This window comes from Streptomyces millisiae (assembly GCF_031845425.1).
Classification (GTDB): domain Bacteria; phylum Actinomycetota; class Actinomycetes; order Streptomycetales; family Streptomycetaceae; genus Streptomyces; species Streptomyces millisiae.
This window is the reverse complement of the sequence record NZ_JAVREM010000037.1, coordinates 12,194-35,717: the sequence shown is the minus strand read 5'-3', so window position 1 is coordinate 35,717 and position 23,524 is coordinate 12,194. Positions and strand designations below refer to the sequence as shown.

At 74.1% G+C, this 23,524-nt stretch carries 18 protein-coding genes and 5 tRNA genes; 10 read left to right on the top strand and 13 right to left on the bottom strand.

The window, feature by feature from the left end; translation table 11 throughout:
* Positions 1 to 353: 353 nt before the first annotated feature.
* The 4 genes from RNC47_RS23440 to RNC47_RS23425 all read right to left on the bottom strand — a co-directional run bounded on the left by RNC47_RS23440 (position 354) and on the right by RNC47_RS23425 (position 3,482).
* Positions 354 to 1,127 (bottom strand): cupin domain-containing protein, encoded by a 774-nt coding sequence (locus RNC47_RS23440; RefSeq protein ID WP_311601491.1) that lies wholly within the window; start codon positions 1,125 to 1,127, stop codon positions 354 to 356.
* Entirely contained in the window at positions 1,121 to 2,059 is a 939-nt protein-coding gene (locus RNC47_RS23435) for a DUF6807 domain-containing protein (RefSeq protein ID WP_311601490.1), read from the bottom strand. The genes RNC47_RS23440 and RNC47_RS23435 overlap by 7 nt, the downstream gene beginning before the upstream one ends.
* Entirely contained in the window at positions 2,056 to 3,183 is a 1,128-nt protein-coding gene (locus tag RNC47_RS23430) for a Gfo/Idh/MocA family protein (RefSeq protein ID WP_311601489.1), read from the bottom strand. Before RNC47_RS23430 ends, RNC47_RS23435 begins: the two co-directional genes overlap by 4 nt.
* Positions 3,184 to 3,409: 226 nt before the next feature.
* Positions 3,410 to 3,482 (bottom strand) — tRNA-Lys (locus RNC47_RS23425).
* A 136-nt stretch (positions 3,483 to 3,618) separates the two neighbouring features.
* Between RNC47_RS23425 and RNC47_RS23420 the strand changes: the two genes are divergently transcribed.
* Positions 3,619 to 5,163, top strand: a complete 1,545-nt coding sequence (locus RNC47_RS23420; RefSeq protein ID WP_311601488.1) for a hypothetical protein — start codon at positions 3,619 to 3,621, stop codon at positions 5,161 to 5,163.
* A gap of 21 nt (positions 5,164 to 5,184) precedes the next feature.
* Here RNC47_RS23420 and RNC47_RS23415 read toward each other — a convergent pair whose 3' ends face one another.
* From RNC47_RS23415 to RNC47_RS23405, 3 genes are all read right to left on the bottom strand, one after another.
* On the bottom strand, positions 5,185 to 7,050 hold the full coding sequence (locus RNC47_RS23415; RefSeq protein WP_311601487.1) for a DEAD/DEAH box helicase: 1,866 nt from the start codon (positions 7,048 to 7,050) through the stop codon (positions 5,185 to 5,187).
* 192 nt (positions 7,051 to 7,242) lie between these two features.
* Positions 7,243 to 7,776 carry a hypothetical protein gene (locus RNC47_RS23410; RefSeq protein ID WP_311601486.1) on the bottom strand — a complete coding sequence of 178 codons (534 nt, stop codon included), beginning with the start codon at positions 7,774 to 7,776 and terminating at the stop codon, positions 7,243 to 7,245.
* A 113-nt stretch (positions 7,777 to 7,889) separates the two neighbouring features.
* A complete protein-coding gene (locus RNC47_RS23405) occupies positions 7,890 to 8,291 on the bottom strand; it encodes a RidA family protein (protein WP_311601485.1) in 402 nt (133 codons plus the stop codon).
* Between the two features lie 97 nt (positions 8,292 to 8,388).
* On the opposite strand from RNC47_RS23405, the gene RNC47_RS23400 reads away from it, so the two are divergent.
* The gene (locus RNC47_RS23400) at positions 8,389 to 9,387 is read left to right on the top strand and encodes a helix-turn-helix transcriptional regulator (RefSeq protein ID WP_311601484.1); all 999 of its coding nucleotides are present in this window, start codon (positions 8,389 to 8,391) and stop codon (positions 9,385 to 9,387) included.
* Here the strand turns inward: RNC47_RS23400 and RNC47_RS23395 are convergent.
* On the bottom strand, positions 9,378 to 9,731 hold the full coding sequence (locus RNC47_RS23395; protein ID WP_311601513.1) for a metallopeptidase family protein: 354 nt from the start codon (positions 9,729 to 9,731) through the stop codon (positions 9,378 to 9,380). The genes RNC47_RS23400 and RNC47_RS23395 overlap by 10 nt on opposite strands.
* A gap of 94 nt (positions 9,732 to 9,825) precedes the next feature.
* On the opposite strand from RNC47_RS23395, the gene RNC47_RS23390 reads away from it, so the two are divergent.
* Both RNC47_RS23390 and RNC47_RS23385 read left to right on the top strand, forming a co-directional pair.
* Positions 9,826 to 9,898: transfer RNA gene (locus RNC47_RS23390), tRNA-Glu, on the top strand.
* A gap of 49 nt (positions 9,899 to 9,947) precedes the next feature.
* Positions 9,948 to 10,817 (top strand): alpha/beta fold hydrolase, encoded by an 870-nt coding sequence (locus RNC47_RS23385; RefSeq protein ID WP_311601483.1) that lies wholly within the window; start codon positions 9,948 to 9,950, stop codon positions 10,815 to 10,817.
* A 22-nt stretch (positions 10,818 to 10,839) separates the two neighbouring features.
* Here the strand turns inward: RNC47_RS23385 and RNC47_RS23380 are convergent, their stop codons facing one another.
* The 4 genes from RNC47_RS23380 to RNC47_RS23365 form a co-directional block, all read right to left on the bottom strand.
* Positions 10,840 to 13,182 carry a putative alpha/beta hydrolase gene (locus RNC47_RS23380; RefSeq protein WP_311601482.1) on the bottom strand — a complete coding sequence of 781 codons (2,343 nt, stop codon included), beginning with the start codon at positions 13,180 to 13,182 and terminating at the stop codon, positions 10,840 to 10,842.
* A 23-nt stretch (positions 13,183 to 13,205) separates the two neighbouring features.
* Positions 13,206 to 13,553: a hypothetical protein gene (locus RNC47_RS23375; RefSeq protein WP_311601481.1), complete on the bottom strand. Its 348-nt coding sequence runs from the start codon at positions 13,551 to 13,553 to the stop codon at positions 13,206 to 13,208.
* A 300-nt stretch (positions 13,554 to 13,853) separates the two neighbouring features.
* Positions 13,854 to 14,171, bottom strand: a complete 318-nt coding sequence (locus RNC47_RS23370) for a hypothetical protein (protein ID WP_311601480.1) — start codon at positions 14,169 to 14,171, stop codon at positions 13,854 to 13,856.
* A gap of 37 nt (positions 14,172 to 14,208) precedes the next feature.
* Entirely contained in the window at positions 14,209 to 14,565 is a 357-nt protein-coding gene (locus RNC47_RS23365) for a WXG100 family type VII secretion target (protein ID WP_311601479.1), read from the bottom strand.
* Positions 14,566 to 14,806: 241 nt separating this feature from the next.
* On the opposite strand from RNC47_RS23365, the gene RNC47_RS23360 reads away from it, so the two are divergent.
* The 4 genes from RNC47_RS23360 to RNC47_RS23345 all read left to right on the top strand — a co-directional run bounded on the left by RNC47_RS23360 (position 14,807) and on the right by RNC47_RS23345 (position 18,131).
* Entirely contained in the window at positions 14,807 to 17,179 is a 2,373-nt protein-coding gene (locus RNC47_RS23360) for an ATP-binding protein (RefSeq protein WP_311601478.1), read from the top strand.
* A gap of 113 nt (positions 17,180 to 17,292) precedes the next feature.
* Positions 17,293 to 17,844 (top strand): hypothetical protein, encoded by a 552-nt coding sequence (locus RNC47_RS23355; RefSeq protein ID WP_311601477.1) that lies wholly within the window; start codon positions 17,293 to 17,295, stop codon positions 17,842 to 17,844.
* A gap of 134 nt (positions 17,845 to 17,978) precedes the next feature.
* Positions 17,979 to 18,053: transfer RNA gene (locus tag RNC47_RS23350), tRNA-Asp, on the top strand.
* A gap of 4 nt (positions 18,054 to 18,057) precedes the next feature.
* Positions 18,058 to 18,131 (top strand) — tRNA-Phe (locus RNC47_RS23345).
* A 51-nt stretch (positions 18,132 to 18,182) separates the two neighbouring features.
* Here the strand turns inward: RNC47_RS23345 and RNC47_RS23340 are convergent.
* Positions 18,183 to 19,217 (bottom strand): ABC-2 transporter permease, encoded by a 1,035-nt coding sequence (locus tag RNC47_RS23340; RefSeq protein ID WP_311601476.1) that lies wholly within the window; start codon positions 19,215 to 19,217, stop codon positions 18,183 to 18,185.
* Positions 19,218 to 19,351: 134 nt separating this feature from the next.
* On the opposite strand from RNC47_RS23340, the gene hrpA reads away from it, so the two are divergent.
* The gene (gene hrpA / locus RNC47_RS23335; protein WP_311601475.1) at positions 19,352 to 23,380 is read left to right on the top strand and encodes an ATP-dependent RNA helicase HrpA; all 4,029 of its coding nucleotides are present in this window, start codon (positions 19,352 to 19,354) and stop codon (positions 23,378 to 23,380) included.
* Between the two features lie 67 nt (positions 23,381 to 23,447).
* Positions 23,448 to 23,522: transfer RNA gene (locus RNC47_RS23330), tRNA-Asp, on the top strand.
* The last annotated feature ends 2 nt before the right edge of the window (positions 23,523 to 23,524 follow it).

Below are 23,524 nucleotides of genomic sequence, written 5' to 3'. Positions count from 1 at the left end.
CGGCCGGGACGCGAGGGCTCCGGAGGACGCGGAGCGCCGACGGACCGACCGTGCGGAACAGCCTGGAGCGCGACGACCCCGGACAGCGCGGGACACCGCGGGCGCAGCACGTGCGGCGCGGGCGGCGCCGAGGCCCCGGAGGGCGGACGGCGCGGCGGTGGACGGGGCACGGGTAGACGGAGCGCGGGGCTGCGGCGAGCCGCAGAACGGCCCGAAGCGCGAGGGCCCGGACGGCGCGGAACGCCATCGGACCAGGGCGTACGGAACAGCGCGGAGCGCGACGGTCCCGGACGGCGCCGGAACGCCGGCGGACCGGGCGCGGGCCGCGCAGCGGCCGGCCCGGTCCCCAACCGTCAGCCGGCCCGGCCGTCGGCAGACGGTTCCGCAGACGGTTCGTGCAGCGTGGTGCCCGGCAGCGCGTACTCGTCGCGGCGCCCGCACATGCCGTACCCGCCCTCCCGGCTCGGCGTGGCGTCGAAGGCGGTGGCCTCGGCCAGGTAGCCGGGGTCGCCCGCCTCCAGCGCGGCCAGCTGCGCGCCGGTGCGCTCGGCGGTCGCCAGCGCGCCGGCCCGCCACAGCTCCCGCCAGGCCGGCACCTTCGCGGCGACGAGCCGGGCGGCGGTGCGCTGGAACTCCAGGTAGGGCCCGTTGTCGCCGGCCGCCAGCGCCTCGCGCAGCGGCAGGTAGCCCTCGACCGCCAGGTCGCGCCGCCGGCGGGCCGCCTCGGCGACCTCGGCGTCGGTGCCGGCCGGCAGCGCCGCGGCCGCCGCGTACCGCTCGGGGTCGGCCAGCACCTCGGCCGGGAAGGTGAAGACGGCGTCCCCGGCCTCCGGCAGCCCGCTGTTCTGCATCAGCACGGTGATCCGCAGCCCGCCGCCCTGCACCATCCGGTGCACGGTGCCCGGCGTGAACCAGGCGACCGCCCCCGCCCGCAGCGGGATGTCGCGGTAGCCGTCCGGGCTGAGCGTCTGCACCGCGCCCTCGCCGCCGGTGACCACGTACGCCTCCGTGCACACCAGGTGCAGGTGCGGGCTGCCGCCGCAGACGCCGTCGGCGGCCTCCCAGTCGTACGCGCTCAGGTGCGAGAGCCCCACCGCGCCGGGCAGCGGGTGGGGCAGGCTCACCATGCCAGGCCCGCCAGGTGGGCGGCGATCCGGTCGGCGTCCCAGGTGCCGTCCGCGACGACCGTGCGGTAGCGGTAGGCGAACGAGGCGCCGGGCGCGAGTTCGAACTCCTCGAAGAACGCCCAGGAGAACGCGACCGTTGGGATGGGGTTGGAGCGGACGAACCAGTGCGACTCGTGGATGGCGCCGCCCGCCGGGTCGAGGTTCTCCGGCGCGTGCGCGAAGACGAGGGTGGTCGAGGCGTCCACGTCGTCGTGCACGGCGCTGAAGCCGAGCCACGGCGCCTGGGCGGCCGGGGTGCCCATGGTGTCCTGGTCGGTGGCCGGGCCCTTCGGGGTGATGACCTGGCCGCCGGTGAAGTCGCGCGGGCCGCGCCACTGGAGCCCGGTGTAGCCGGCCATCTCGCGGCCGGCCGTGGTCGGGGAGCCGAAGCGCAGCGGCTCGCCACGGACGTTGGTCAGGTCGATCGTCCAGTCAAGCGCCCAGGAACCGGAGGCGGGGTCGACGGAGTGCACGGTGATGGAGCGCTCCTCGCGCGCCCACTCCTCGCCGCCGTTGTTCACCCAGGTGAGGTTCTCGGTGAGGGTGAACCGGTCGTCGGCGGTGTCCAGCGCGGCGAAGCCGTCGTGCCGCATCGAGCCGACCCGTTCCTCGACCCGCTGGTAGCCGACCTCGGGGTTCAGGTAGCTGTTGCCGCCCCAGAAGTTCTGCTCGGAGAGGTGGCTGGCCGTCATCTGCAGGCCCTTGTGCCAGCGGTGGTCGTTGGGCCGGTAGCCGGAGGCGAGGTTGCCGGCCAGCGTGCGCAGCGGGTGCACGTAGGGCTTGCGGGACTCGAAGGCGTCCGGGTCGGGGCGGTAGACGTAGTGCAGCAGTTCGACGTCGCCGTGGCCGACGACGATCCGCTCGCCGAGGGTGTGGGTGACCTTGATCGTCATCGTGCGGGGCTCCAGTCCGGGTGGTTGCCGTGCATGGACGTGTAGAAGGGGTCGTCGGCGGTGATCTCGCCGGCGTGGACGGGCTTGCCGGTGAACGCCGACTTGTACAGCGCCGCGGCGAACTCCACGGTGGCGCGCGCGGCGGGGCCGCTGCCGGCCGGCCGCTCGCCGCGCTCGCGGGCGTCGAGGAGGGCGCCGAGCTGGGCGGCGTGCGAGCTGGGGACGTCGGCGGCCGGGGTGCGCCAGCGCTTGACGCGCGCCTCGTCGTCCAGGCCGGGGCGCGGCGTGTAGACCCAGTCCTCGTTGCGGTGGCCGTAGAGGTGGGTGAGCTCGACGGTGGCCTCGGCGCAGTCGACCCTGATCCGGCTGACCTCGTCCGGCGAGAGCACGCTGTTGACGACGGTGGCCAGCGCGCCGCTTTCGAACCTGACCAGCGCGGTGGAGACGTCCTCGCTCTCCACGTCGTGCACCAGGCGGCCGGCCATGGCGCGGATCTCGGTCCACTCGCCCAGCAGATGCAGCAGCAGGTCGTACTGGTGGATGCCGTGGCCCATGGTCGGGCCGCCGCCCTCGCTCTCCCACCGGCCACGCCAGGGCACGGCGTAGTAGGCGGTGTCCCGGTACCAGGTGGTCTGGCAGTGCGCCACCAGCGGCCGGCCGAGCTCGCCGCTCGATATCAGCTCGCGGGCGTGCACGGCGCCCGAGCCGTAGCGGTGCTGGAAGACCACCGCCGCGTAGTTGCCGGTGGCCTCCTCCGCCGCCGCGATCGCGTCGTACTCGGCGAGCGAGAGGGTCAGCGGCTTCTCCGACAGCACCCAGGCGCCGGCCTCCAACGCGGCCACGGTCTGCCCGTGGTGCAGCGCGGGCGGCGTGCCGATCAGCACCAGGTCGGGCCGCTCGGCCGCCAGCATCGCGCCGAGGTCCTGGTAGCCGGTGACGTCGCGCGCGCCCGCCTCGGCCGCGGCGACGCGGAAGGAGTCGAGCCGGCCCGCGTCGACGTCCACCGCGGCGACCAGGTCGACCCGGTCGGCGTGGGCGGTCAGGGCCGGGAGGTGAGCGCCGGTGACGATGCCACCGGTGCCGACGACGGCGGCGCGGGGGCGGGCGGAGGGCGGTGAGGACATGCGGGGCTCCTGGACGGCTCCGGTTTGGTAAGCGCTTGCTTCGCGGGAGCCTAGGCCCATGTGATCGATCACACAAGCCCTTTGGCCCTACTTGTCTGGTACTCGACGACCGCCTCGCGGCGGTCCTTTTCCCGGACATGCCGCATCAGTGTGCCCGGCGCGGGGCGTCCTCAGAAGGGTGCGTGGCGGCGGCGGGTCAACCGACCGAAGGGGGGAGTGGAAGAGGTAGGCCGTGTGGGACTCGAACCCACAACCAACGGATTAAAAGTCCGCTGCTCTGCCAATTGAGCTAACGGCCCGTGAGAAGCAGCATAAGCCCCCTGGCGGGGGCCGGGCCCGGAAGGGACGCCGGCCCGTCGCTCGTTCGGGACCCCTCCCGGCGGCGGTGCGAACAATCGGACAGGTCCGCGGTTGTTCGTTCGGGGGAGACGTTCCATGGACCCGGCACCAGATGCTCCGAAGCGGCCGGCGGCCCGCGACCCGTTCGCCGTCGCGCTCGCCAACGCCTCGCTCCTCGGCGCGGGTTACGCGATGCTCCGACGGTGGCGGCTCGCCCTCGGCAGCGCGGCCGTCACCCTGCTCCTGGTCACCATGCTGGCCGCGGGCGCGGAGACCGGGTGGCTCCGGGCCGCGGTGGTCACATGGTGGCTCTTCGTGACCGCGCACGGCTGGCGGCTGGCGCGGAGGGCGCGCGGGGAGCGCCGGGGCCGCGTGCGGGGACAGCGGCTCGTCGCCGCCGGAGTCACGCTCCCGCTGCTGGCGGTCCTCGTCGCCCTGCGGCTCGACGCCGCCGGGATCGAACGCGACGCGGCCGAGGCGCACCGCGGCGGCGACTGCGCCCGGGCGCTCTCCGTCCTGGACGGGCTGTGGCCCGGCCACCGGGTGGCCGATCCCCGGCTGGTGGTCCGAGCCGAGGACGCCGCCGAGGCGTGCGAGCTGCTGCTGCGCGCCGAGCGGCTGGACGGGAGCGATCGGCTACGGGCCGCAGGGGTGTTGGAGGAGTACGAGGCCCACCCCGGGGCGCGGTGGGAGGGCGCGCGCGACCGGCGGGCCGAACTCGTCCTCGCGGAGGCCACGGCGGAGTTGGACACGGCGCTCACCGGCGACACCGAGGCCCTGGCGACCGGCTTCGACCATCTCGCCACGGCCCTCGGGGAGTTCCCCGGCCAGGAGGACGCGGTCGGGGCGGTCCTCGACGGCTTCCTCGACGGCCTGCCGGTCGAGAACGCCTGCGAGACGCGGGAGATCACCGACTGGCTCGGCGACCGGCCGGGCAGCGGCGACGTGCTGGACCGCGCCGCCGAGGTCGTGCCGAGGATCGCGCCCGCCGCGATCCTCGGCTGCGGCGACGACGCGATGGCGGACCACGAGTGGAGTCAGGCGCGTGAGCGCTACCGACAGGTGCTCGACCAGTACCCGGACCACGAGCTGGCCACCGAGGCCGAGGAGGGGGTCGAGCGGGCCGAGACGGCGATCGAGCTCGACCGGCTGCGCGAACTCGTCAGCGTGGCCTACCCGAACGAGGAGCCCGCTTACTGCGACGACCCCGAGCCGTACCGGGGCGCCGCCCCCTACCGGGGCGGTGGGCCGCACCGCGCGCTGCTCTTCGGGAACAGCGGGCACGCGGACGACCTCCCGTCCTCCTGGCTGGCCGACAACGCGGACGAGGCGGTGCTGGTGATCTGCGTCGGGGAACGCGAGCAGGGCCGCTCGGTCGAGACCTGCCCGTACGAGAGCGACTTCGGCGTCCTCGGGTACCAGAACGTGACGTTCCACGAGCAGCGGTTCCCGGTGCGCGTCTACGAGGTGCGGACCGGCCGGCGGGTGGACGTGTCCAACGTCTCGATCGGTGGCGCCAGTTGCCCCGAGGTCCTGGAGTACGAGTACTACACCGTCGACATCGGCCCGCCGCCCGACGAGTACGTGGACTCGTCGGCGGCGGACGTGCGCGCCGCCTACGGTCGGCTGATCAACCCCTGACGGGGCCGACCAGCCGTCCCGTCAGTTGTCGCGCTTCCAGCGGGGACGGTCGTCGCGGCGCTCGAAGGAGGGGCGGTCGTCGCGGCGCTCGAAGGAAGGACGGTCGTCGCGGCGGAAGCCGTCGCGGCGGCCGTACGAGCCCCGCTCGCCACGGTCCCGGTCCCGGTCGCGGTCGTCGCGGCGGAAGCCGCCACCACCACCGCGCCGGTCGTCCCGGTGGAAGCCGCCGCCACCGCCACGCCGGTCGTCGCGGTGGAAGCCGCCGCCACCGCGCCGGTCGTCGTCGCGACGGCCGTAGGGGCGCCGCTCGCCACGGTCCCGGTCCCGGTCCCGGTCGTCGCGGCGGAAGCCACCGCCACCACCGCGCCGGTCGTCCCGGTCGCGCCGCTCGCCCCGCTCCGCCTCGGCGCGCGCCGCGCGCTCGGCGCGGCGGGCCTCGCGCTCGGCCTCCCGCTCCGCCTCGGCCAGGGCCTCGGCCCGCGCCTCGGCCGCCGTCGCGATGGCCTCGGCCGGGTCGTCGCCGCGCTCCCGCGCGGCACGCGCCGTGAGCCGCTCGGCCTCGTCCCGCAGCTCGGTCGCCCGCTCCCTGGCGCGCTCCAGCTCGCGGCCGAGCCGGGCCACCTCGCGCTCGGCGTGCGTGACGGCACCCATCGCCGCCTCGGCCTGCACCTCGGTGAGCGAGCGCGCGCCGATGATCTCGGCCACGTCCTCGTCGAAGAGGTCGCCGCGGCCGATGATGTGCCGCGAGGCGTCCACGCCCGCGTCCTCCATCAGCCGGAAGATGGTGCGCCGCTGGTGCGGCAGGGCCAGCGAGACGACGGTGCCCGAGCGGCCGGCGCGCGCGGTGCGGCCGGAGCGGTGCAGGTAGTCCTTGTGGTCGGCGGCCGGGTCGACGTTGAGCACCAGGTCGATGCCGTCGACGTGGATGCCGCGCGCGGCGACGTCGGTGGCGACCAGCACGCTGTTGCGGCCCTCCTTGAAGTCGGCCAGCGTGCGGGTGCGGGCGCCCTGCGTCATGCCGCCGTGCAGCGCGTCGGCCCGCACGCCCGCCTCGCGCAGCTGGCCGGCGACCCGGTCGGCGCCGAGCTGGGTGCGGACGAAGACGATGGTGCGGCCCTCGCGCTGCGCGATGGCGGCGGTCAGCGGGGCCTTGTCGCGCGGCTTCACGATCAGCACGTGGTGCGACATGGTCGTCACCGCGCCCTGCGCCGCGTCCACCTCGTGGCTGACCGGCTCCACCAGGTACCGCTTGACGAGGGTGTCGATCTCGTGTTCCAGAGTGGCGGAGAACAGCATCCGCTGCCCGCCGGGCGGCACCTGGTCGAGCAGCTCGGTGACCTCGGGCAGGAAGCCCAGGTCGGCCATCTGGTCGGCCTCGTCGAGCACCGCGATCTCGACGTCGTCGAGCGAGCAGGCGCCGCGCGCGATCACGTCGCGCAGCCGGCCGGGGGTGGCGACCAGGATGTCGACACCACGCTCCAGGGCGTAGATCTGGTTGCCCATCGAGGTGCCGCCGCAGACGACCTTGAGCCGCAGGCCGAGCACGTCACCGTAGGGCTCCAGCGCGTCGGAGACCTGCATGGCCAGCTCGCGGGTCGGGGTGAGGATCACGGCGCGCGGGTGCTTGGGGCGGGTGCGGCCCTCGGCGAGCCTGGCCAGCGTGGGCAGCCCGAAGCTGAGGGTCTTGCCGGAGCCGGTGCGGCCCCGACCGAGGACGTCCCGGCCGATCAGCGCGTCGGGAATGGTGGCGGCCTGGATGGGGAAGGGGGTGGTGACGCCGTTCTCGGCGAGCTTGCGGACGATGGCCTGCGGCAGGCCGAGGTCGGCGAAGGTGGTCGTGGGCTCGTCGTCCAGCGGTAGCAGGGCTTCGGGCGTGGTCACGGACATGCGAGGTGAGAACCTTCCGGAGTTCGGGTGGTCGGCACGCGCCTTAGCTCCGTAGGTGCTCTGGACCGCCTGGATGCGGTCAGCCACGGCTAGACGAGGAACGCGCCACACGGCGCGCTGCTTGGGGCGCCGGGCAAGTGGGATCAAACGATCTACAAGCATACGCACGCCCCGGCCCGCCGCGCAAACGGATCAGCCGCCGCCGCCCGCCCCGGGCGTCGGGGGCTCCGGCTCTGGCTGCGGGGTCGACGGCTCGGGCGTGGGCTCCGGCTCTGGCTCCGGCCGCGGCTCCTCGGTGGTGGGCTCGGGCTCCGGCTCGACGGTCGGCGGCTCGTCCGGCGTGGTGGGGTCGGCCGGCCGGGGCTCGGGCGCCGGCTCGGGTTCGGGATCGCGCTCGCCGGACGGCCGGCTGGGCGAGGCGGCCTCCCGCTCGCTCGGCCCGGCCGGGTCGACGGGCGGCCGCTTGCCCGTGCCGCCCGGCTCGGCGCCGGGCTCCTCCGGATCGGACTCCTCCTCGGCCGGCCGCGCGTCGTCCCGCTCCGCACCGGCCGCCGGCGCGCCCTCGGCGGCCGGCTCCGCGCCGCCGTCGGGCCGGGTGTCGTCGGTCGACGAGGTGTGCCCCACCTCGGCGGGCTCGTGGCTTCGCTCGGAGTCGGCGGTGACGCAGCCGCCGAGCCCGGCCGCCAGCGCGGCGGTCAGGGTGGCGACGGGGACGAGACGGCGCACGGTCGGGAAACCTTTCGGCGGTGACGGGCGTGGTGACGTTCGCCCCCTTCAACCCCCGCACCGGTACGAAAGACACGCCATCGCATTCCCACGTGTGGGGGACCACCCGCGGGTCAGCTCCTGGCCGCGACGGCCTCCACCTCGAACAGCACGTCGGGCGTGGCCAGGCTGGCGACGCCGACGAGGGTCTGCGTGGGCGGCTTCGCGCCCCAGCCCTCCCGCACGGCCTCGGCGATCGGCCCGAGCCTGCTGACGTCGTGGTTCACCACGTACGTCCTGAGCTGGACGACATGGCCGAGGTCGAGCCCGTGGGCGGCGAGCGCGACGCCGAGGTTGTGGAACGTCTGCTTCACCTGTTGGGTGAAGTCGTTCGAGACGACCGCGCCGTCCGGGCCCGAACCGTACTGACCGGCGACGAGCACCAGTTCGGTGCCCGCGGGGACGGCGGCGGTGTGGCTGTAGCCGAACGGGACCGGGTCGTGCAGGCCGGCCGGGTTGACGATGGCGTGTGCCATGGGAAGCACCTCTCCTGTGCGGTGGATCTTCGTCCGCCGAGAAGCCTCGCAACCCATACACGACATCCTCTGTCACGTATTCCCGTAGGGTTTTCGCATGCGCGCCGACCGGTTGGTATCGCTGGTGCTGCTGCTGCGGCAGCACGGCCGGCTGTCCGCGACCGCGCTGGCCCGCGAGCTCGAGGTGTCCACCCGCACCGTGCTGCGCGACATCGACGCGCTGTCCGCGGCCGGTGTCCCGGTCTACGCCGAACGTGGCCGGCACGGCGGCTTCGCGCTGCTGCCCGGCTTCCAGACCGAGCTCACCGGGCTGAACCACGACGAGGCGCTCGCCCTGCTGGTCGCCGGCTCGCGGCGCGGCGCGCAGGCGTTCGGCCTCGGCTCGGCGCTCGCCTCGGCCATGCGCAAGGTGGTCGACGCGCTGCCGGAGAGCCAGCGGGCCACCGCGGCCGGCGCGGCCAGGCGACTGCTCATCGACCCGGAGACCGACCTGCTGTCGCGTCGGCAGGTCGCCGAGGAGCTGCCCGACACCGTCGTGGCCGAGGTCCGGCGCGCGGTGTTCGCCGGACACCGGCTGCGCATCCACTACGCGGCCGTGGGCCGGAGCCCGACGTGGCGCACCGTGGACCCCGTCGGCCTGGTCACGGTGCGCGACCAGGGCTACCTGCTGGCCACCCGGTCCGGCGCGGACCGCACCTACCGGCTGTCCCGGATCCTCGCCGCCGAGGAGCTCGACGAACCGGCCCAGCGCCCGGAGCGGGTCGATCTGGACCGGGCCTGGCAGGAACGCGGCACGCGGTTCCGACACGGCGGCGACCTCGTCACCGTGCTGCTCCGGCTGAACCCGGCGCGGCGGCAGGAGCTGGCGGGCACCGCGCTGGCCGTCCGCACCGAGGAGACCGACGCGGACGGCTGGCTGAGGCTGGAGGTGACCTTCCAGGACCCGAGACACGCCGAATGGGCGCTGTGGCAGCTCGCCACGGACGCGGAAGCCCTGGCCCCGCGGTGGCTGCGCGACACCCTCCGCGAGCGCGCCGCCGCGCTCGCCGCCCGCTACGCGACGGGCGCCGGGGAACCCGGGCGGACTCAGCCGTAGCCGAGGGCGTGCAGCCGCTCGTCGTCGATGCCGAAGTGGTGCGCGATCTCGTGCACCACGGTGATCTCGACCTCCTCGACCACCAGCTCCCGGTCGCCGCCCTCGCGCTCGACCAGCCGCAGCGTGGGCCCCATGTAGACGGAGATCCGGTCCGGCAGCGCCCCCGCGTACCACTCGCCGCGCTCGGTGAGCGGGATGCCCTCGTAGAGCCCGAGCAGCTCGGGGCTGCCGACCGGTGGCTCCTCCTCCACGAAGACGGCGACGTTGTCCATGAGCCTGGTCAGCTCGGGCGGTATCCGGTCGAGCGCCTCGCTGACCAGTTCCTCGAACTCCTCGCGCGTCATCTCCAGCACATGCCCATTGTCCGTCGCCCCCACCCTCCCCGGGAAACGTGGGCGGCCATGGGGGTCCCGTAGTAGGATCACCTCGTTCTATCCGGCCCCCATCGTCTAGCGGCCTAGGACGCCGCCCTTTCAAGGCGGTAGCGCGGGTTCGAATCCCGTTGGGGGTACTCACGGATCCCGCGATGAGTTCTCGTCGCGGCGCGAGTCGACACGGTCATGAACGTACGGATACTGCGGACCCCCGACGCCGACCTCGCCTACCACGTCCACGGCCCACTGCCGACCGCCGACGGGCGCCCTCCGCTGGTCATGATCGGCCAGCCCATGGACTCCAGTGGCTTCCGCACCCTGGCCTCGCTCTTCCCCGAGCGCACGGTCGTCACCTACGACCCACGCGGCCTCGGTGAGAGCGTCCGCAGGGACGGCCGGGTCGACCACGATCCGGTGACCCAGGCGGCCGACGTGCACGCGCTCGTCGAGGCGCTCGGGGCGGGCCCGGTCGAGATGTTCGCGAGCAGCGGCGGCGCGGTGACCGCGCTCGCCCTCGTCGCGGCGTACCCGGACGACGTGACCACGCTGGTGGCGCACGAGCCGCCGCTGTTCTCGGTGCTCCCCGACGCCCCGGCCGCCGAGCGCGCCAGCGCCGCCGTCGGGAAGGCGTACCAGGAGCGGGGCTGGGGCGCCGGCATGGCGGCCTTCGTCGCGATGACGTCCTGGCAGGGCGAGTTCACCGACGCCTACTTCGCGCAGCCGGCGCCCGACCCGGCCGCGTTCGGCATGCCGACCGAGGACGACGGCTCGCGCGACGACCCGCTGCTCTCCGACCGCTCCGCGGCGGTCAGCGGCCACCGCCCCGACGTCGCCGCGCTCACCGCGGCGCCGACCCGGATCGTGATCGCGGTCGGCGAGGAGTCCCGCGACACCCTCACCGGCCGCACCGCGGTGGCCACGGCCGAACTACTCGGCCACCGAGCGGCGGTGTTCCCGAGCCACCACGGCGGCTTCCTCGGCCCCGAGTCCGGCTACGCCGGCCAACCGGAGGCGTTCGCCCGCCGGCTCCGGGAGGTCCTGGCCGACGCGGACTGAGCGCCGGGGCGCGGGCGGCCGATCAGTTTTGCCTGGCTCTCCGGTAGGCGTCCAGTATCTCGTCGCGCTCCGACACATCGGCGGAGTACCACCCCGGCGGCCGGTCCAGTTCGTCCACCCATCCTTGGTTGAACTCGCTGGCCACGTCGCGGGGCAGTGCGTACTCGATGCGCTGCCCCTCCGGGTTGAAAGGGCTGCCGGCCTCGTCCTTGGGGATGCCGCTGTAGTCGACGTCGCCGACACCGGCGTGGATCGCGCGCAGCATGGCGTCGTCACCGTGGAGGCGTTCGTTGTACCGCCTGACGTCGTCGTTCTCCCCGGCCGTCGGCTCGGGTTCGAACGGCACGGAGAGGGCGTCCGCGACACCCGCGGCCGCCCCCCATCCGCCGGGTGCGACTCCGGCCGCGGTGACGGCCATGGTCCAGCCTTTCCAAAGCATGTCCGCGCGCTCGTCGTCGCGGTTCTCGTCGCGGTAGACAAGATCCAGTTGGGCGTTGGTCACCGCGCCCTGGAGGTGGCCGAGGTCCCGCATCCGCTCTCGCAGGGAGCCGCCCTCCGGGGGCCCGCCGGGGTTCTCGTCGGTCGCCCGCGCCGTGTCCCGAGCGGTGTCCCGGGCGTGCTGGAGCAGGTCGGTCTGGAATTCCTGCTGCGTCTGCTGGTCCCCGCCGAGCAGGTCGCGGAAGAGGCTGTGGCGCTCGTCCCCGGTGAGCACGAAGACGTTGGACTGGTCGGAGGGGAAACCGCCAGGCCCCTCCTTCGCGATGTTCGCCAGGCGGTCGAGGTACTCCCCGTGACCGGCGATGTCCGCGTACGCCTCCCGCACCGCCGCGTGCACCGGCTCGTGAGCCCGGTTCCTGCCGGAGCCGGGTGGAACCTCGGTGAACTCCTCGGGATGGTTGGCGACGTACTGCAGGGTGTTGTAGCCGGCCCGTACCCGGGCCAGGTCCTCCGGCGAGTCGGTGAAGCGGAACCCGTCGGCCGGCACGGACGCGGCGCGCAACAGATCGCCGGCGGCGTTGCCCTGGTCGCTCCAGTTCAGGCGCATCATGTCGGCGACGCGGTTCTGGTCGCCGAAGGCGGTGGCCGCGGCGCCGCTGTTGTCGTCGGCGACCGCCAGTAGTTCGGGAGCGCCGTCGAGCCGCGGGGTGTGGACCCACGCCTCGGTGTTCTCCCACCACCGCTGCCGGTCGGCGGCGGCGTCGATCATGCTGGTGGCGAGCTGGTCGTTGGGCGACATGGTCGAGTGGCTCATCAGCGAGCCGAAGTCGTTGAACCGCTGGACGGCCTGCTTCATCTGCTCCGGGTCGCGTACCCCGTCGAGGGCTCCCTTGTCGAGGAACTCCCGTAGCGCAGCGGGTCGTTGGCCGTCCCCCGACCAGGCGACGTTGACGCCGTTGGCCAGGGTCTCCTGGACCTCCCGGTACTGGTCCCCCTGGAGGCGGCCGGCGGCTGCCAGGCCCTCGCTGCCGAGCGCGTCATAGAACGTCCGGGCGAACTCCCGGTCCGACGGCTTGAGTCCGGCGAACGCCTCGGGCCCGTCGCCGGCCCGCCGCAGGAGGATGTCGCTGAGGAGAGCAGTGCGTTCGGCCAGTTCCTCGGGGCTGGGGTCGCCGGTCTTCAGCAGCTTCGCCAGCTCTTCCCCCTCGTGCTCGGCCCGGCCCGCGGTGCGCCAGATGTTGACGGGCGAGTCGCCGACGTCGTAACCGAGGTCCTTCAGGTCCTGCTGCCAACGGTTGAGCCTCCCGTAGTACTCGTCCCGCTGGTCGTCCATGGCCTGGAAGGTCTCGGTCGCGAGGCGGCCGGCCTCGCCGGTGCGAACCCGCTCGATGTGGGCGCGGATCTGCTCCTCGATGCCGGGTGCGTCCGGGAAGCTCTCGCCGTAGACCATGATGCGGCGGCCGGCCCGGTCCGGCGTCGGCGCGCTCAGCTGTTCCACGACGCTGGCATAGTCCCGGTTGGCCTGCGCCTCCTGCTGGTCCACGGCCGCGTCGAGCCCGCCGCCGCCCTCGATGGCCGTGGTGTGGGCCTCGAGCACGTCCTCGGCCATGCCGTGCACCTGCCGCAGAACGCGCGAGATGCCGTCGAGATCGTCGGCGCCCAGTTCCTCGCGGGTGCGCGCGACGTGCCGTTCGGCGTCGGCGTAGATGGCCTGCCCGCCGTGGTCGCCGGCGTTCTGCTCGGTCTCGTCGGCGTGCCGCGCGGTGTCGCCGGCCCGCTCGGCCTCGGCGGCGCCGTTGCGGAAGGTCGTGGCCAGGGTCTCGATCGCCTCCAGCTGGGTCTGCGAGCGGAACTCCTCACGCAGCGCCCACGGGTCCTTGCCGGCCGCCGCGACGACCTCCTTGTTGGTGATGGTGATGGCGCTCATGCCAGTCCCCCGTGGTCCTCGTCTCACATGCCGTCGGCTATCCGGCGGGCTTCCTCGCCGAGTTGGCCCCGGCCGACCGCCGTGGCGGCCAGCCCATCGGTCTCCTCGCCGAGGGCCGCCGCCCCGGTGGCGCCCTCGCCGGTGGCGTCCCGGTCCTCCCCCGCCCGCTGGGCGGCTCTGGCCCGCTCGTCGGCGGTCCGGCCGAGCGCGGCGGTGAAACCGGCCGCGCCGGCCCCGCCGAACTGGCCGGCGGCGGGGGCGACCCGGCCGACGAGCCGGGACAGTGACTCGGCCAGGTCGGCGGACTCGTGGTGCAGTCCGGCGCTCACCCGGAACTGCTCCGGCAGGTACTGGGTCGGGTCGTCGCTCATCGTTCGTCCTCTCCGTTCACCGGCCGGACACGCCGCCCGGTGGTGTCCGGGCCCGTGTCCTGGCGCGGCTCGGCCAGTCGCTTCTTCGGCTTCGTCGGCTCCTGCCGCCGCGGGTGGCGCCTTCGGCACCTGACGTGGTGTGCCGGGTGCGGGACGGTTCGGCCGACAACGGCCGGCGCGCGCGGCGCGGCGGTCGGCGCCCTGCCGGGGCCTGGCGAGCCCTCGGCCGAGGCGGCGACGGCCGCCCCGGCCCGCGCCCGGCCGGGTTGAGGGCCCACTCCCCCGTCGTGGTGCCCCGGGTCAGCGGCCGCCGCCCATCGCGGCCCGGACCATGGCGGCGCCGCCCTCGTTGCCGATGGTCTGGACGTCGCGGATCGCCCGGTTCTGGGCGACGACGCTGTCGTCGAAGCCGGTGGACTCGCGCCGGAACTGCTGGTCGCGCTCCTCGAGCACCTGGCCGATGGCGGCGTCCACCTGGCCCTGTTCGACGAGCCCGAGCAGCTGCTGGTGGACGCTGTCCCAGATGGTCGTGTACTGCTGCTGCTGGCTGACCGTCCGGGACTGGATGCCCTCCAGGTTCTCGTTGCTGAAACGGATCAGGTCCCCGTAGCCGTTCACGTCTCCTCGTGCCCCTTCTGCTGGTCGGGTGGCGCGGTCACATGCCGCGTGCGACGGACATGTCCACGCCGGTGCCGGCGTCCCCGACGCTGGTGACCTGCACCCGGTTCAGGACCCCCTCGGCGTCGGCGTCGGTCTCGCGGCCGGTGTTGGCGGTCAGGCCGAGGTCCTGCGAGAGGCCGTCGAGGACGGTGGCCAGCGCCTGGCCGGCGCGCCCGAGGTCCTCGTAGGTGGCCATCGCGGTGCGGGTGCCCGAACCCTGGTAGGCGGAGCCGACGTTGGCGCTGTGCCCGCCGATCCCGGTCGCCACGGCCTCCATCTCGCTGTAGGCCTGGGCGATGACGCCCATCACCCGGTCGACCTCTTCCGGTGCGAGCTTGACCTCGTCACTCATGGTGTGACTCCCCCGTCTCGTTACGTGTCCCGTGGGTGGCGGCGCGGCGGTGGATGCCGCGGTCGCCTCGACCACGCTGCCCGGGCCGGTCGACGCGGGGCAACGGTTGGCGGCCGTCCCGGACAGTCCCGGACAGCGGCTCGATGTCCGTGCAGGTCAGCGGGGTGGCCGGGGTGAGCGGCCCGGGTCGGGACGTCCGGCGCGTTGCCACCGCGGGCGTGCGTCCCCGACCATGGTCACCATGGGGCAGGGTGGGGAAGGCCGTTGGCGCGAACCGCGGGACGTCGCGGAGTTCTCCGCCGCGTTACGCGCGCTGCGGCAGCGCTCCGGGCTGACGTTCCGGGAGTTGGAGCGGGCGGCGGAGCGCCGGGGCGAGGTGCTGCCGCGCAGCACCGCCGCCGAGATGCTGCGCCGGGGGACGCCGCCGACGCCGCGCCTGCTGACCGCCTTCGTGCGGGCCTGCGGCGACGACGCCAACCTGGAGCGCTGGCACGCGGCCCGCGCCAGGCTCGCCGACGAAGCCCACCCAGCCGACCAGCAAGGCCAGTTCGACGAGCCTGAGGCGGCCTCGCCGCCCACCGCCGCGCCCGACCGGATACCGCGCCAACTCCCCCACGCACCCGCGACGTTCGTCGGCCGGGACCGGGAGCTCACGGCGCTCGACCGCCTGTTGGCGGAGGACGCGGGGGACGCCGGCGGCTCCCCGCGCCTGCTGACGATCAGCGGCGTGGGCGGCGTCGGCAAGACCTGGCTGGCGCTGCGCTGGGGCCACCGGCACCGCGACCGCCACCCCGACGGGCAGCTATATGTGAACCTGCGCGGCTTCGACCCCTCGGCGGAGCCCGTCCCACCGGCGGCCGCCGTGCGCGGCTTCCTCGACGCGCTGGGCGACGACCCGCTGGCGCTGCCGCCGGAGCCCGAGGCGCAGGCCGCGCGGTACCGGTCGCTCATCGCCGGGCGCCGGATGCTGATCGTCCTCGACAACGCGGCCGGCGCCGACCAGGTGCGGTCACTCCTGCCGGGCTCCGGCGCCAGCACCGTCATCGTGACCAGCCGGGACCGGCTCACCGGACTGATCGCCGCCGACGGGGCGCGGGCGCTGCCGCTCGGGCTGCTCGCCGAGGACGAGGCGCGACGCCTGCTGGACCGGCACCTCGGCCCGGAGCGGACGACCGCCGAGCCGTCGGCCGTCGACGAGATCGTGTCGGTCTGCGGCGGGCTGCCGCTGGCGCTCGCCGTCGTCGCGGCCCGGGCCGCGACCCACCCCGGGCTGCCGCTGCGGGCGCTCGCCGCCGAGCTGCGCGACGCCAGGCTCGGCCTCGACGCCTTCGACGGCGGCGACACCGCCACCGACGTCCGCGCCGTCTTCTCCTGGTCCTACCGGGCGTTGAGCGAGGGCGCCGCCCGGCTCTTCCGGCTGCTCGGCCTCCACCCGGGGCCCGACCTGTCGCTGCCGGCCGCCGCCAGCCTGGCCGGCGCGCCGGAGCACCGGGTGCGGCCGCTGCTGGCCGAGCTGACCCGGGTCCACCTCGTCGACCGGCCGACGCCCGACCGCCACGCCCCGCACGACCTGCTGCGCGCGTACGCCCGCGAGCTGGCGGACGCCGTCGACCCGGAGGCCGACCGGCGGGCCGCCCGCCGCCGCCTGGTGGAGCACTACCTGCGCTCGGCCGAGGGCGCCGACCGCCGGCTGGCCCCGCGCCCCGAGCCGCTCGGGCTCGGGCCGGCGCCGACCGGGGTCACCGTGGTGGAGCCGGCGGACCGCGAGGCGGCGCTCGACTGGTTCACCGCGGAGCACCCGGTGCTGCTCGGCGCCCTCGACCTGGCGGTGGCCGCCGACGCGCCGGCCGAGGCGTGCGGGCTCGCCAGGGCGCTGGAGACGTTCTTCGACTACCGCGGGCACTGGCACGACTGGGCCGCCACCCAGCGGATCGCGCTGGACGCGGCCGGCCGGCTCGGCGATCCGGCCCGCGCGGCCGACGCGCACCGCTCCCTGGGCCGCGCCCACACCCAGATGGGGCGCCTCGAGGACGGGCACCGGCACTTCACCGAGGCGCTGGCGCGGTACCGGGAGCTGGGCGACGACGTCAGCCAGGCGGACACCAGGCGCGGCCTGGGCTGGGTCTGCGACCAGCTCGGCCGGCCGCGGGACGCGCTCGACCACAACGACCGGGCGCTCGAGCTCTACCGGCGGGCCGGTCACCGCCCCGGGCAGGCGATGGCGCTGAACAACGTCGGCTGGCTGCACGTCGTGCTCGGCGACCACCGGCGGGCGCTCGACTACTGCGCCCAGGCCGTGGAGCTCAACCGGGAGCTCGGCGAACGGCACGCGGAGGCCGGCGCCTGGGACAGCCTCGGCTACGCCCACCACCACCTCGCCCAGTACGCCGAGGCCGCCCGCTGCTTCGCCCGCGCCCTCGACCTGGTGCGGGGCTTCGGCGACCGCTATGGCGAGACCGAGATCCTCAACCACCTCGGCGACACCCAGCTGGCCGCCGGCGACGTCGACGCGGCCCGGCGCACGCGGCGGACGGCGGTGGAGATCGGCTCCCAGATCGGGCACCCGGCCGTCGAGGAGCTGCGGGCCAAGCTCAAGGAGACGGACCCGGAGTAGCCGCTTCACGACCCCCTTCCGCTACCGCCGCGTACATGACATGCTGCGCCACGACGCGCGTAGACCACGCGTGCAGCTCTCCGTACGGCAGGCCAGCTGGAGGACCTTCCGCCATGAGAATCCGCCCCCTTCTCGCCGCGCTCGCGCTCGCCGGCGCCGCGCTCACCGCCGCCCCCGCCACCGCGGCCGCGGCGCAGCCCCAGGTCCAGGACCAGACCCAGGTCCAGGCCCAGGCGTCCGACGTCTCCGTCCTCGTCACCAAGATCAGCCACTCCACCGCCACCTCGATGTTCCGCGAGGTCGGCATCACCTGGTCCTCGTCCGGCGGCTGTTCCGACCGGAACAACCCCACCTGCACCTCGTTCGAGCAGCTCAACCTCGCCACCGCCCAGGGCGCCCAGACCCTCAGGCGGGCCAGCGGCTGCGCCCTCAACATCACCGGCGGCACCGAGACCGGCCACGCCGGCGGCACCTACAGCCACTGGAACGGCTACAAGCTCGACTACGGCCTGAACACCTGCGTCAACGGCTACATCACCAACAACTTCGCCTTCATCGGCTACCGGAGCGACGGCGCCGCCCAGTACCAGTCGGGCTCGGGCAACATCTACGCCCGCGAGGGCAACCACTGGGACGTCACCTACTACAACTGCGGCGGCTGCTGACCCCTCGCCCCACCACGCCCCCCACCGCCGCCGGCGGGCCTGACCGGCGGTCAACGCGACGAGGGGCCCGCTTTCCGCGTGATACGCTGCTTCAGCGACATCGCCCCGGCGTTCGGGGGAATCGCGACAAGCCGGGTCCTGTGGAGCAGTTTGGAGTGCTCGCCACCCTGTCAAGGTGGAGGCCGCGGGTTCAAATCCCGTCAGGACCGCTCCGGCTGGGTAGCTCAGTTGGTACGAGCGTCCGCCTGAAAAGCGGAAGGTCGCCGGTTCGACCCCGGCCCCAGCCACAGTTCGTCGAGCAGGATCAGGACCCCTTCGGTGTCACCGAGGGGGTCTTCTCATGTGCGCCGGCGGCCCGGTGGGCGGGCGCGCAGGGCCCAGAAGACGGCGAGGGAGAGCAGCGCCCAGCCGCCGAGCACCAGGTAGGGCTGGAGGTGCTGGTGGCCGGCGAAGTAGATCGCGGTGTGCTGCGCGTTGACCGAGGCGCCGGGTGGCAGCCAGCGGCCGATGACGCCGAGGGCGGTCGGCAGCAGCGGCCAGGAGACGGCGCCGCCCGACGAGGGGTTGCCGAGCATCACCATCAGCGCCCAGGTCGGCAGCAGCGCCCAGCGGCCGAAGAGGACGTTGAACATCGTGTAGACCATGCCGGCCGTGAACATGGTCAGCGTGAGGATCCCCCACGAGCCGAACACCGGGAGCTCGAGCGCGCCGAGCCACCAGTCGACGACCACCACGATCCCGAAGCCGCCGAGCCCCGCGTAGCCCGCGGTGAACGCCAGCCGCGCCGCCGGCCGCAGCGCCGGGGCGTTGACGACGAGCTGGACGGTGCCGAGGAAGCCGATGATCACCGCGGCGATGGTGATGTAGAAGACGGCCAGGCCCCGGGGGTCGCCGGACTGCAGGGGCTTGATGTCCCGCACGGTGATCCGCGCGCCGGCCGCCTCGGCCGCCGGCGGGCCCTCCTTGGTCAGCAGCTCGGCGACGCTGGCCCCGGCCGCGCTCGCCACGTCCATCTCGACCTGGTCCCGCCGGCCGCGCAGGATCGCGAACTCGCGCTGCGCCTCCACGGCGTCCACAGCCTGTGGATAGTCGGCGTAGCGGTGGAGTTCCAACGATGCGCCGAGCCGGTGCTCCAGTTCCTCGACGAAGGCGCGGGCCTCGGTGCCGGAGGTCGGCGGGCCGACGACCGCGACCGGCACGTGGCGCGGGGTCGGGTTGGCCAGCGCGTAGGTGTAGGAGCCGGCGAACGCGGCGGCGGAGGCGGCGGCGAGCAGCGACACCACCGCGGCGGGGAGGTAGGGCGTGCGACGGAAGGCCCGCCACCGCTCGCTGAGCACCCGGGTCAGCCGGGCCCACGGAGTCGCCCCTGTCACCCGGCCACGATATGCCGAAACGGCACGTATGCCGCATATCCGGACGCGTCGGTGCCGGGGTGCCGGCGACGCCGCGCCCGGCGGGCGATAACGGCTCGCCGCCGGCCGGCCCGGGGTGAGACCCTGGGGTGCGTATGTCTACGCACTCCTCCTCCCTCTCCGCCCTCGCCGCGCGGCTGCCCGAGCTGACCCTGCGCGACGAGCGCCGGCTCGGCCGCCGTCTCGACGGCGCGCGCCGGATCCGCAAGCCGGCCGCCCAACAGGCCGTGCTGGCCGAGATCGCCGAGGCCGTCGACGCCGCCGAGGCGCACGTCGCCGCGCGGCGCGCCGCCGTGCCCGCGATCGGCTACCCGGAACAGCTGCCGGTGAGCCAGAAGAAGGACGAGATCCTGGCCGCGATACGCGACCACCAGGTGGTGATCGTGGCCGGCGAGACGGGCTCGGGCAAGACCACCCAGCTGCCCAAGATCTGCCTGGAGCTCGGCCGCGGCATCCGGGGCCTCATCGGCCACACCCAGCCGCGCCGGCTGGCCGCCCGCACCGTCGCCCAGCGGGTCGCCGACGAGCTGCGCACCCCGCTCGGCGCGTCCGTCGGCTTCAAGGTCCGCTTCACCGACCAGGCCAGGGACGACACGCTGGTCAAGCTGATGACGGACGGCATCCTGCTGGCCGAGATCCAGCACGACCGCGAGCTGCGCCAGTACGACACGATCATCATCGACGAGGCGCACGAGCGCAGCCTCAACATCGACTTCCTACTCGGCTACCTCGCCCAGCTGCTGCCCAGGAGACCCGACCTCAAGGTCGTCATCACCTCCGCCACCATCGACCCGGAGCGCTTCGCCCGCCACTTCCGGCAGGCGAACGGCGAGCCGGCCCCGATCATCGAGGTCTCGGGCCGCACCTATCCGGTCGAGGTCCGCTACCGCCCCCTGCTGGAGGAGGACAGCGAGGCGCCCGACCGGGACCAGATCACCGCCATCTGCGACGCCGTCGACGAGCTGCAGGCCGAGGGCCCGGGCGACATCCTGGTCTTCCTCTCCGGCGAGCGCGAGATCAGGGACACGGCGGACGCGCTGGAGAAGCGGCGGCTGCCGCACACGGAGGTGCTGCCGCTCTACGCCCGCCTCTCGCACGGCGAGCAGCAGCGCGTCTTCCAGCCGCATCCGGGCCGCCGGGTCGTGCTGGCCACCAACGTCGCCGAGACCTCGCTCACGGTGCCCGGCATCAAGTACGTCATCGACCCCGGCACCGCCCGCATCTCCCGCTACAGCCACCGCACCAAGGTGCAGCGGCTGCCGATCGAGCCCGTCTCGCAGGCCAGCGCCAACCAGCGCAAGGGCCGCTGCGGCCGCACCAGCGACGGCATCTGCGTCCGGCTCTACGCGGAGGAGGACTTCCTCTCCCGCCCGGAGTTCACCGACGCCGAGATCCTGCGCACCAACCTGGCCTCCGTGATCCTCCAGATGAACGCGGCGGGCCTCGGCGAGATCGAGCGCTTCCCCTTCATCGACCCGCCGGACCACCGTTCGATCAAGGCGGGCGTGCAGCTGCTGGAGGAGCTGGGCGCGCTGTCCGGCGCCAAGCTCACCGAGCTGGGCCGCAAGCTGGCGCAGCTGCCGGTGGATCCCCGGCTGGCGAGGATGGTCCTGGAGGCCGGGCGGAACGGCTGCGCCCGCGAGGTGATGGTGATCGCCGCCGCGCTCTCCATCCAGGACCCGCGGGAGCGGCCGAGCGACAAGCAGCAGCAGGCGGACGCCAAGCACCAGCGGTTCCGCGAGGGGCCGGCCGAGGAGTCGGACTTCCTGGCGCTGCTCAACCTGTGGGAGTACGTGCGCGAGCGGCAACGCGCCCTCTCCTCCTCGGCGTTCCGCCGCATGTGCCGCACCGAGTTCCTCAACTACCTGCGGATACGGGAGTGGCAGGACATCTACGCGCAGCTGCGCCAGGTCGGCCGCTCGCTCGGCGTCGAGGCCGTCGAGCCGGCGGAGGGCGGGCAGGCGCCGGACCCGGCGCGCGTCCACCAGTCGCTGCTGGCCGGCCTGTTGTCGCAGCTGGGCCTGAAGGACACCGAGAAGCACGAGTACCTGGGCGCGCGCGGCGCCAAGTTCGCGATCTTCCCCGGCTCGGCGCTGTTCAGGAAGCCGCCGCGCTGGGTGATGTCGGCCGAGCTGGTGGAGACCTCACGGCTGTGGGCGCGGGTCAACGCGCGCATCGAGCCGGAGTGGATCGAGCCGCTCGCCGGCCACCTGGTCAAGCGCACCTACAGCGAGCCGCACTGGGAGCAGAAGCAGGCGGCGGTGATGGCCTACGAGCGGGTGACGCTGTACGGCGTGCCGATCGTGGCCCAGCGCAAGGTCAACTACGGCCGGATCGACGCCGAGACCTCCCGTGACCTGTTCATCCGCAACGCCCTGGTGGAGGGCGACTGGCGGACCTCGCACGAGTTCTTCCACGAGAACCGCAAGCTGCTCGCGGAGGTCGAGGAGCTCGAACACCGGGCCAGGCGGCGGGACATCCTCGTCGACGACGAGACGCTGTACGACTTCTACGACCAGCGGGTGCCGGAGTTCGTGGTCTCCGGGGCGCACTTCGACTCCTGGTGGAAGAAGAAGCGCCGCGAGGAACCAGACCTGCTCAACTTCGAGAAGTCCATGCTCATCAACGAGCGGGCCGGGCGGGTCACCAAGGACGACTACCCGGACGTCTGGCGACAGGGGCGGCTCTCGCTGCGCGTCACCTACCAGTTCGAGCCGGGCGCCGACGCGGACGGCGTGACCGTCCACGTGCCGCTCCAGGTCCTCAACCAGATCACCCCCGAGGGCTTCGACTGGCAGATCCCGGGCCTGCGCGAGCAGTTGGTGACCGAGATGATCAGGTCGCTGCCCAAGCCGATCAGGCGGCACTGTGTGCCCGCGCCGGACGTGGCGCGGCGCTTCCTCGCCGAGGTGGGTCCCGAGCCGACGAACGAGCCGCTGCGGGTGGCGATGGCCCGCGAGCTGACCAGGATGACCGGCGTCCGGGTCACCCCGGAGGACTTCGACGAGAGCCGGATCCCGGACCATCTGCGGATCACCTTCCGCGGCGTGGACGAACGGCGCCGCCGGGCCTCCGCCGACGCGGAGGACAAGGACCTCATGGCGCTCACCCAGCGCCTGCGGCCGCTCGCCCAGCGGGCGTTGGACCGCGCCTTCGCCACCGAGGCTCGGGCCGCCGGGCCGAGCGGACCGGCCCAGGCCACGGCCGGCCTCGCCGGCCAGCCGGGCGGCGGCGCGGCCGAGCCGCGCGGCGCCAGCCGCGTCGGGCTGACCGCATGGTCGATCGGCACGCTCGACCGGGTCTTCGAGACCCGGCGCGGCGGCCAGCCGGTGAAGGCGTACCCGGCGCTGGTGGACGAGGGCTCCTCGGTCGCCGTGCGGCTCTTCGACAGCGAGGAGGAGCAGCGGCGGGCGATGGCGCGCGGCACCAGGCGGCTGGTGCTGCTCAACCTCCCGTCGGATCCGGCCAAGTTCGCGCAGCGGCAGTTGGACAACGCGGCGAAGCTGGCGCTGGCCAGTTCCCCGCACGGTGGCGTGCCGGCGCTGCTCGCCGACTGCGTGAGCGCGGCGGCCGACCAGTTGATCGCGGCGCACGGCGGCCCCGCCTGGGACGAGGAGGGCTTCCGCAAGCTCTTCGACGCGGTGCGGGCCGACATCACCGACCTCACCCTGCGGATCCTGGGGCGGGTGCGCGAGGTGCTGCTGGCCTGGGGCACCTGTGAGCGGCGGCTGCGCTCGATCACCAGCCCGGTGCTCGCCGACTCGTTGGCGGACGTGCGGGAGCAGCTGGCGGGCTTGGTGCCGCCCGGCTTCGTGACCGAGCACGGCGCGCGCCGGCTGCCGGACCTGCTGCGCTATCTGACGGCCGTGGACCGGCGGTTGCAGCAGTTGCCGCAGCACGCCGAGCGGGACCGGGCACGGATGGCGAAGGTCCGGGAGATGCAGGACGAACACGCCTGGCTGCTGGAGCAGTTCCCGCCCGGCCGGCCGGTGCCTGAGCGGGCCGCCGAGATCCGCTGGATGATCGAGGAGCTGCGGGTCAGCTACTTCGCGCACGCGCTCGGCACGGCGTATCCGATCTCGGACAAGCGCATCCTGAAGGCGATCGACGCCCTGGTCCCGTGACCGGGGCGCCGGCCGGGGGCGATTGGCTCCGCGCCGGCCATCTGGGGTAGAGTCGCGCTCGCGACCTGGTCCTGTGGAGCAGTTTGGAGTGCTCGCCACCCTGTCAAGGTGGAGGCCGCGGGTTCAAATCCCGTCAGGACCGCA

Coding starts and splice junctions, on each gene's coding strand:
- RNC47_RS23385 (WP_311601483.1), top strand. CDS start 9,948: ATGAACGTACGGATACTGCGGACCCCCGACGCCGACCTCGCCTACCAC.
- RNC47_RS23440 (WP_311601491.1), bottom strand. CDS start 1,127: ATGGTGAGCCTGCCCCACCCGCTGCCCGGCGCGGTGGGGCTCTCGCAC.
- RNC47_RS23400 (WP_311601484.1), top strand. CDS start 8,389: ATGCGCGCCGACCGGTTGGTATCGCTGGTGCTGCTGCTGCGGCAGCAC.
- RNC47_RS23395 (WP_311601513.1), bottom strand. CDS start 9,731: ATGACGCGCGAGGAGTTCGAGGAACTGGTCAGCGAGGCGCTCGACCGG.
- RNC47_RS23415 (WP_311601487.1), bottom strand. CDS start 7,050: ATGTCCGTGACCACGCCCGAAGCCCTGCTACCGCTGGACGACGAGCCC.
- RNC47_RS23435 (WP_311601490.1), bottom strand. CDS start 2,059: ATGACGATCAAGGTCACCCACACCCTCGGCGAGCGGATCGTCGTCGGC.
- RNC47_RS23420 (WP_311601488.1), top strand. CDS start 3,619: ATGGACCCGGCACCAGATGCTCCGAAGCGGCCGGCGGCCCGCGACCCG.
- RNC47_RS23355 (WP_311601477.1), top strand. CDS start 17,293: ATGAGAATCCGCCCCCTTCTCGCCGCGCTCGCGCTCGCCGGCGCCGCG.
- RNC47_RS23430 (WP_311601489.1), bottom strand. CDS start 3,183: ATGTCCTCACCGCCCTCCGCCCGCCCCCGCGCCGCCGTCGTCGGCACC.
- RNC47_RS23380 (WP_311601482.1), bottom strand. CDS start 13,182: ATGAGCGCCATCACCATCACCAACAAGGAGGTCGTCGCGGCGGCCGGC.
- RNC47_RS23375 (WP_311601481.1), bottom strand. CDS start 13,553: ATGAGCGACGACCCGACCCAGTACCTGCCGGAGCAGTTCCGGGTGAGC.
- RNC47_RS23405 (WP_311601485.1), bottom strand. CDS start 8,291: ATGGCACACGCCATCGTCAACCCGGCCGGCCTGCACGACCCGGTCCCG.
- hrpA (WP_311601475.1), top strand. CDS start 19,352: ATGTCTACGCACTCCTCCTCCCTCTCCGCCCTCGCCGCGCGGCTGCCC.
- RNC47_RS23365 (WP_311601479.1), bottom strand. CDS start 14,565: ATGAGTGACGAGGTCAAGCTCGCACCGGAAGAGGTCGACCGGGTGATG.
- RNC47_RS23360 (WP_311601478.1), top strand. CDS start 14,807: ATGGGGCAGGGTGGGGAAGGCCGTTGGCGCGAACCGCGGGACGTCGCG.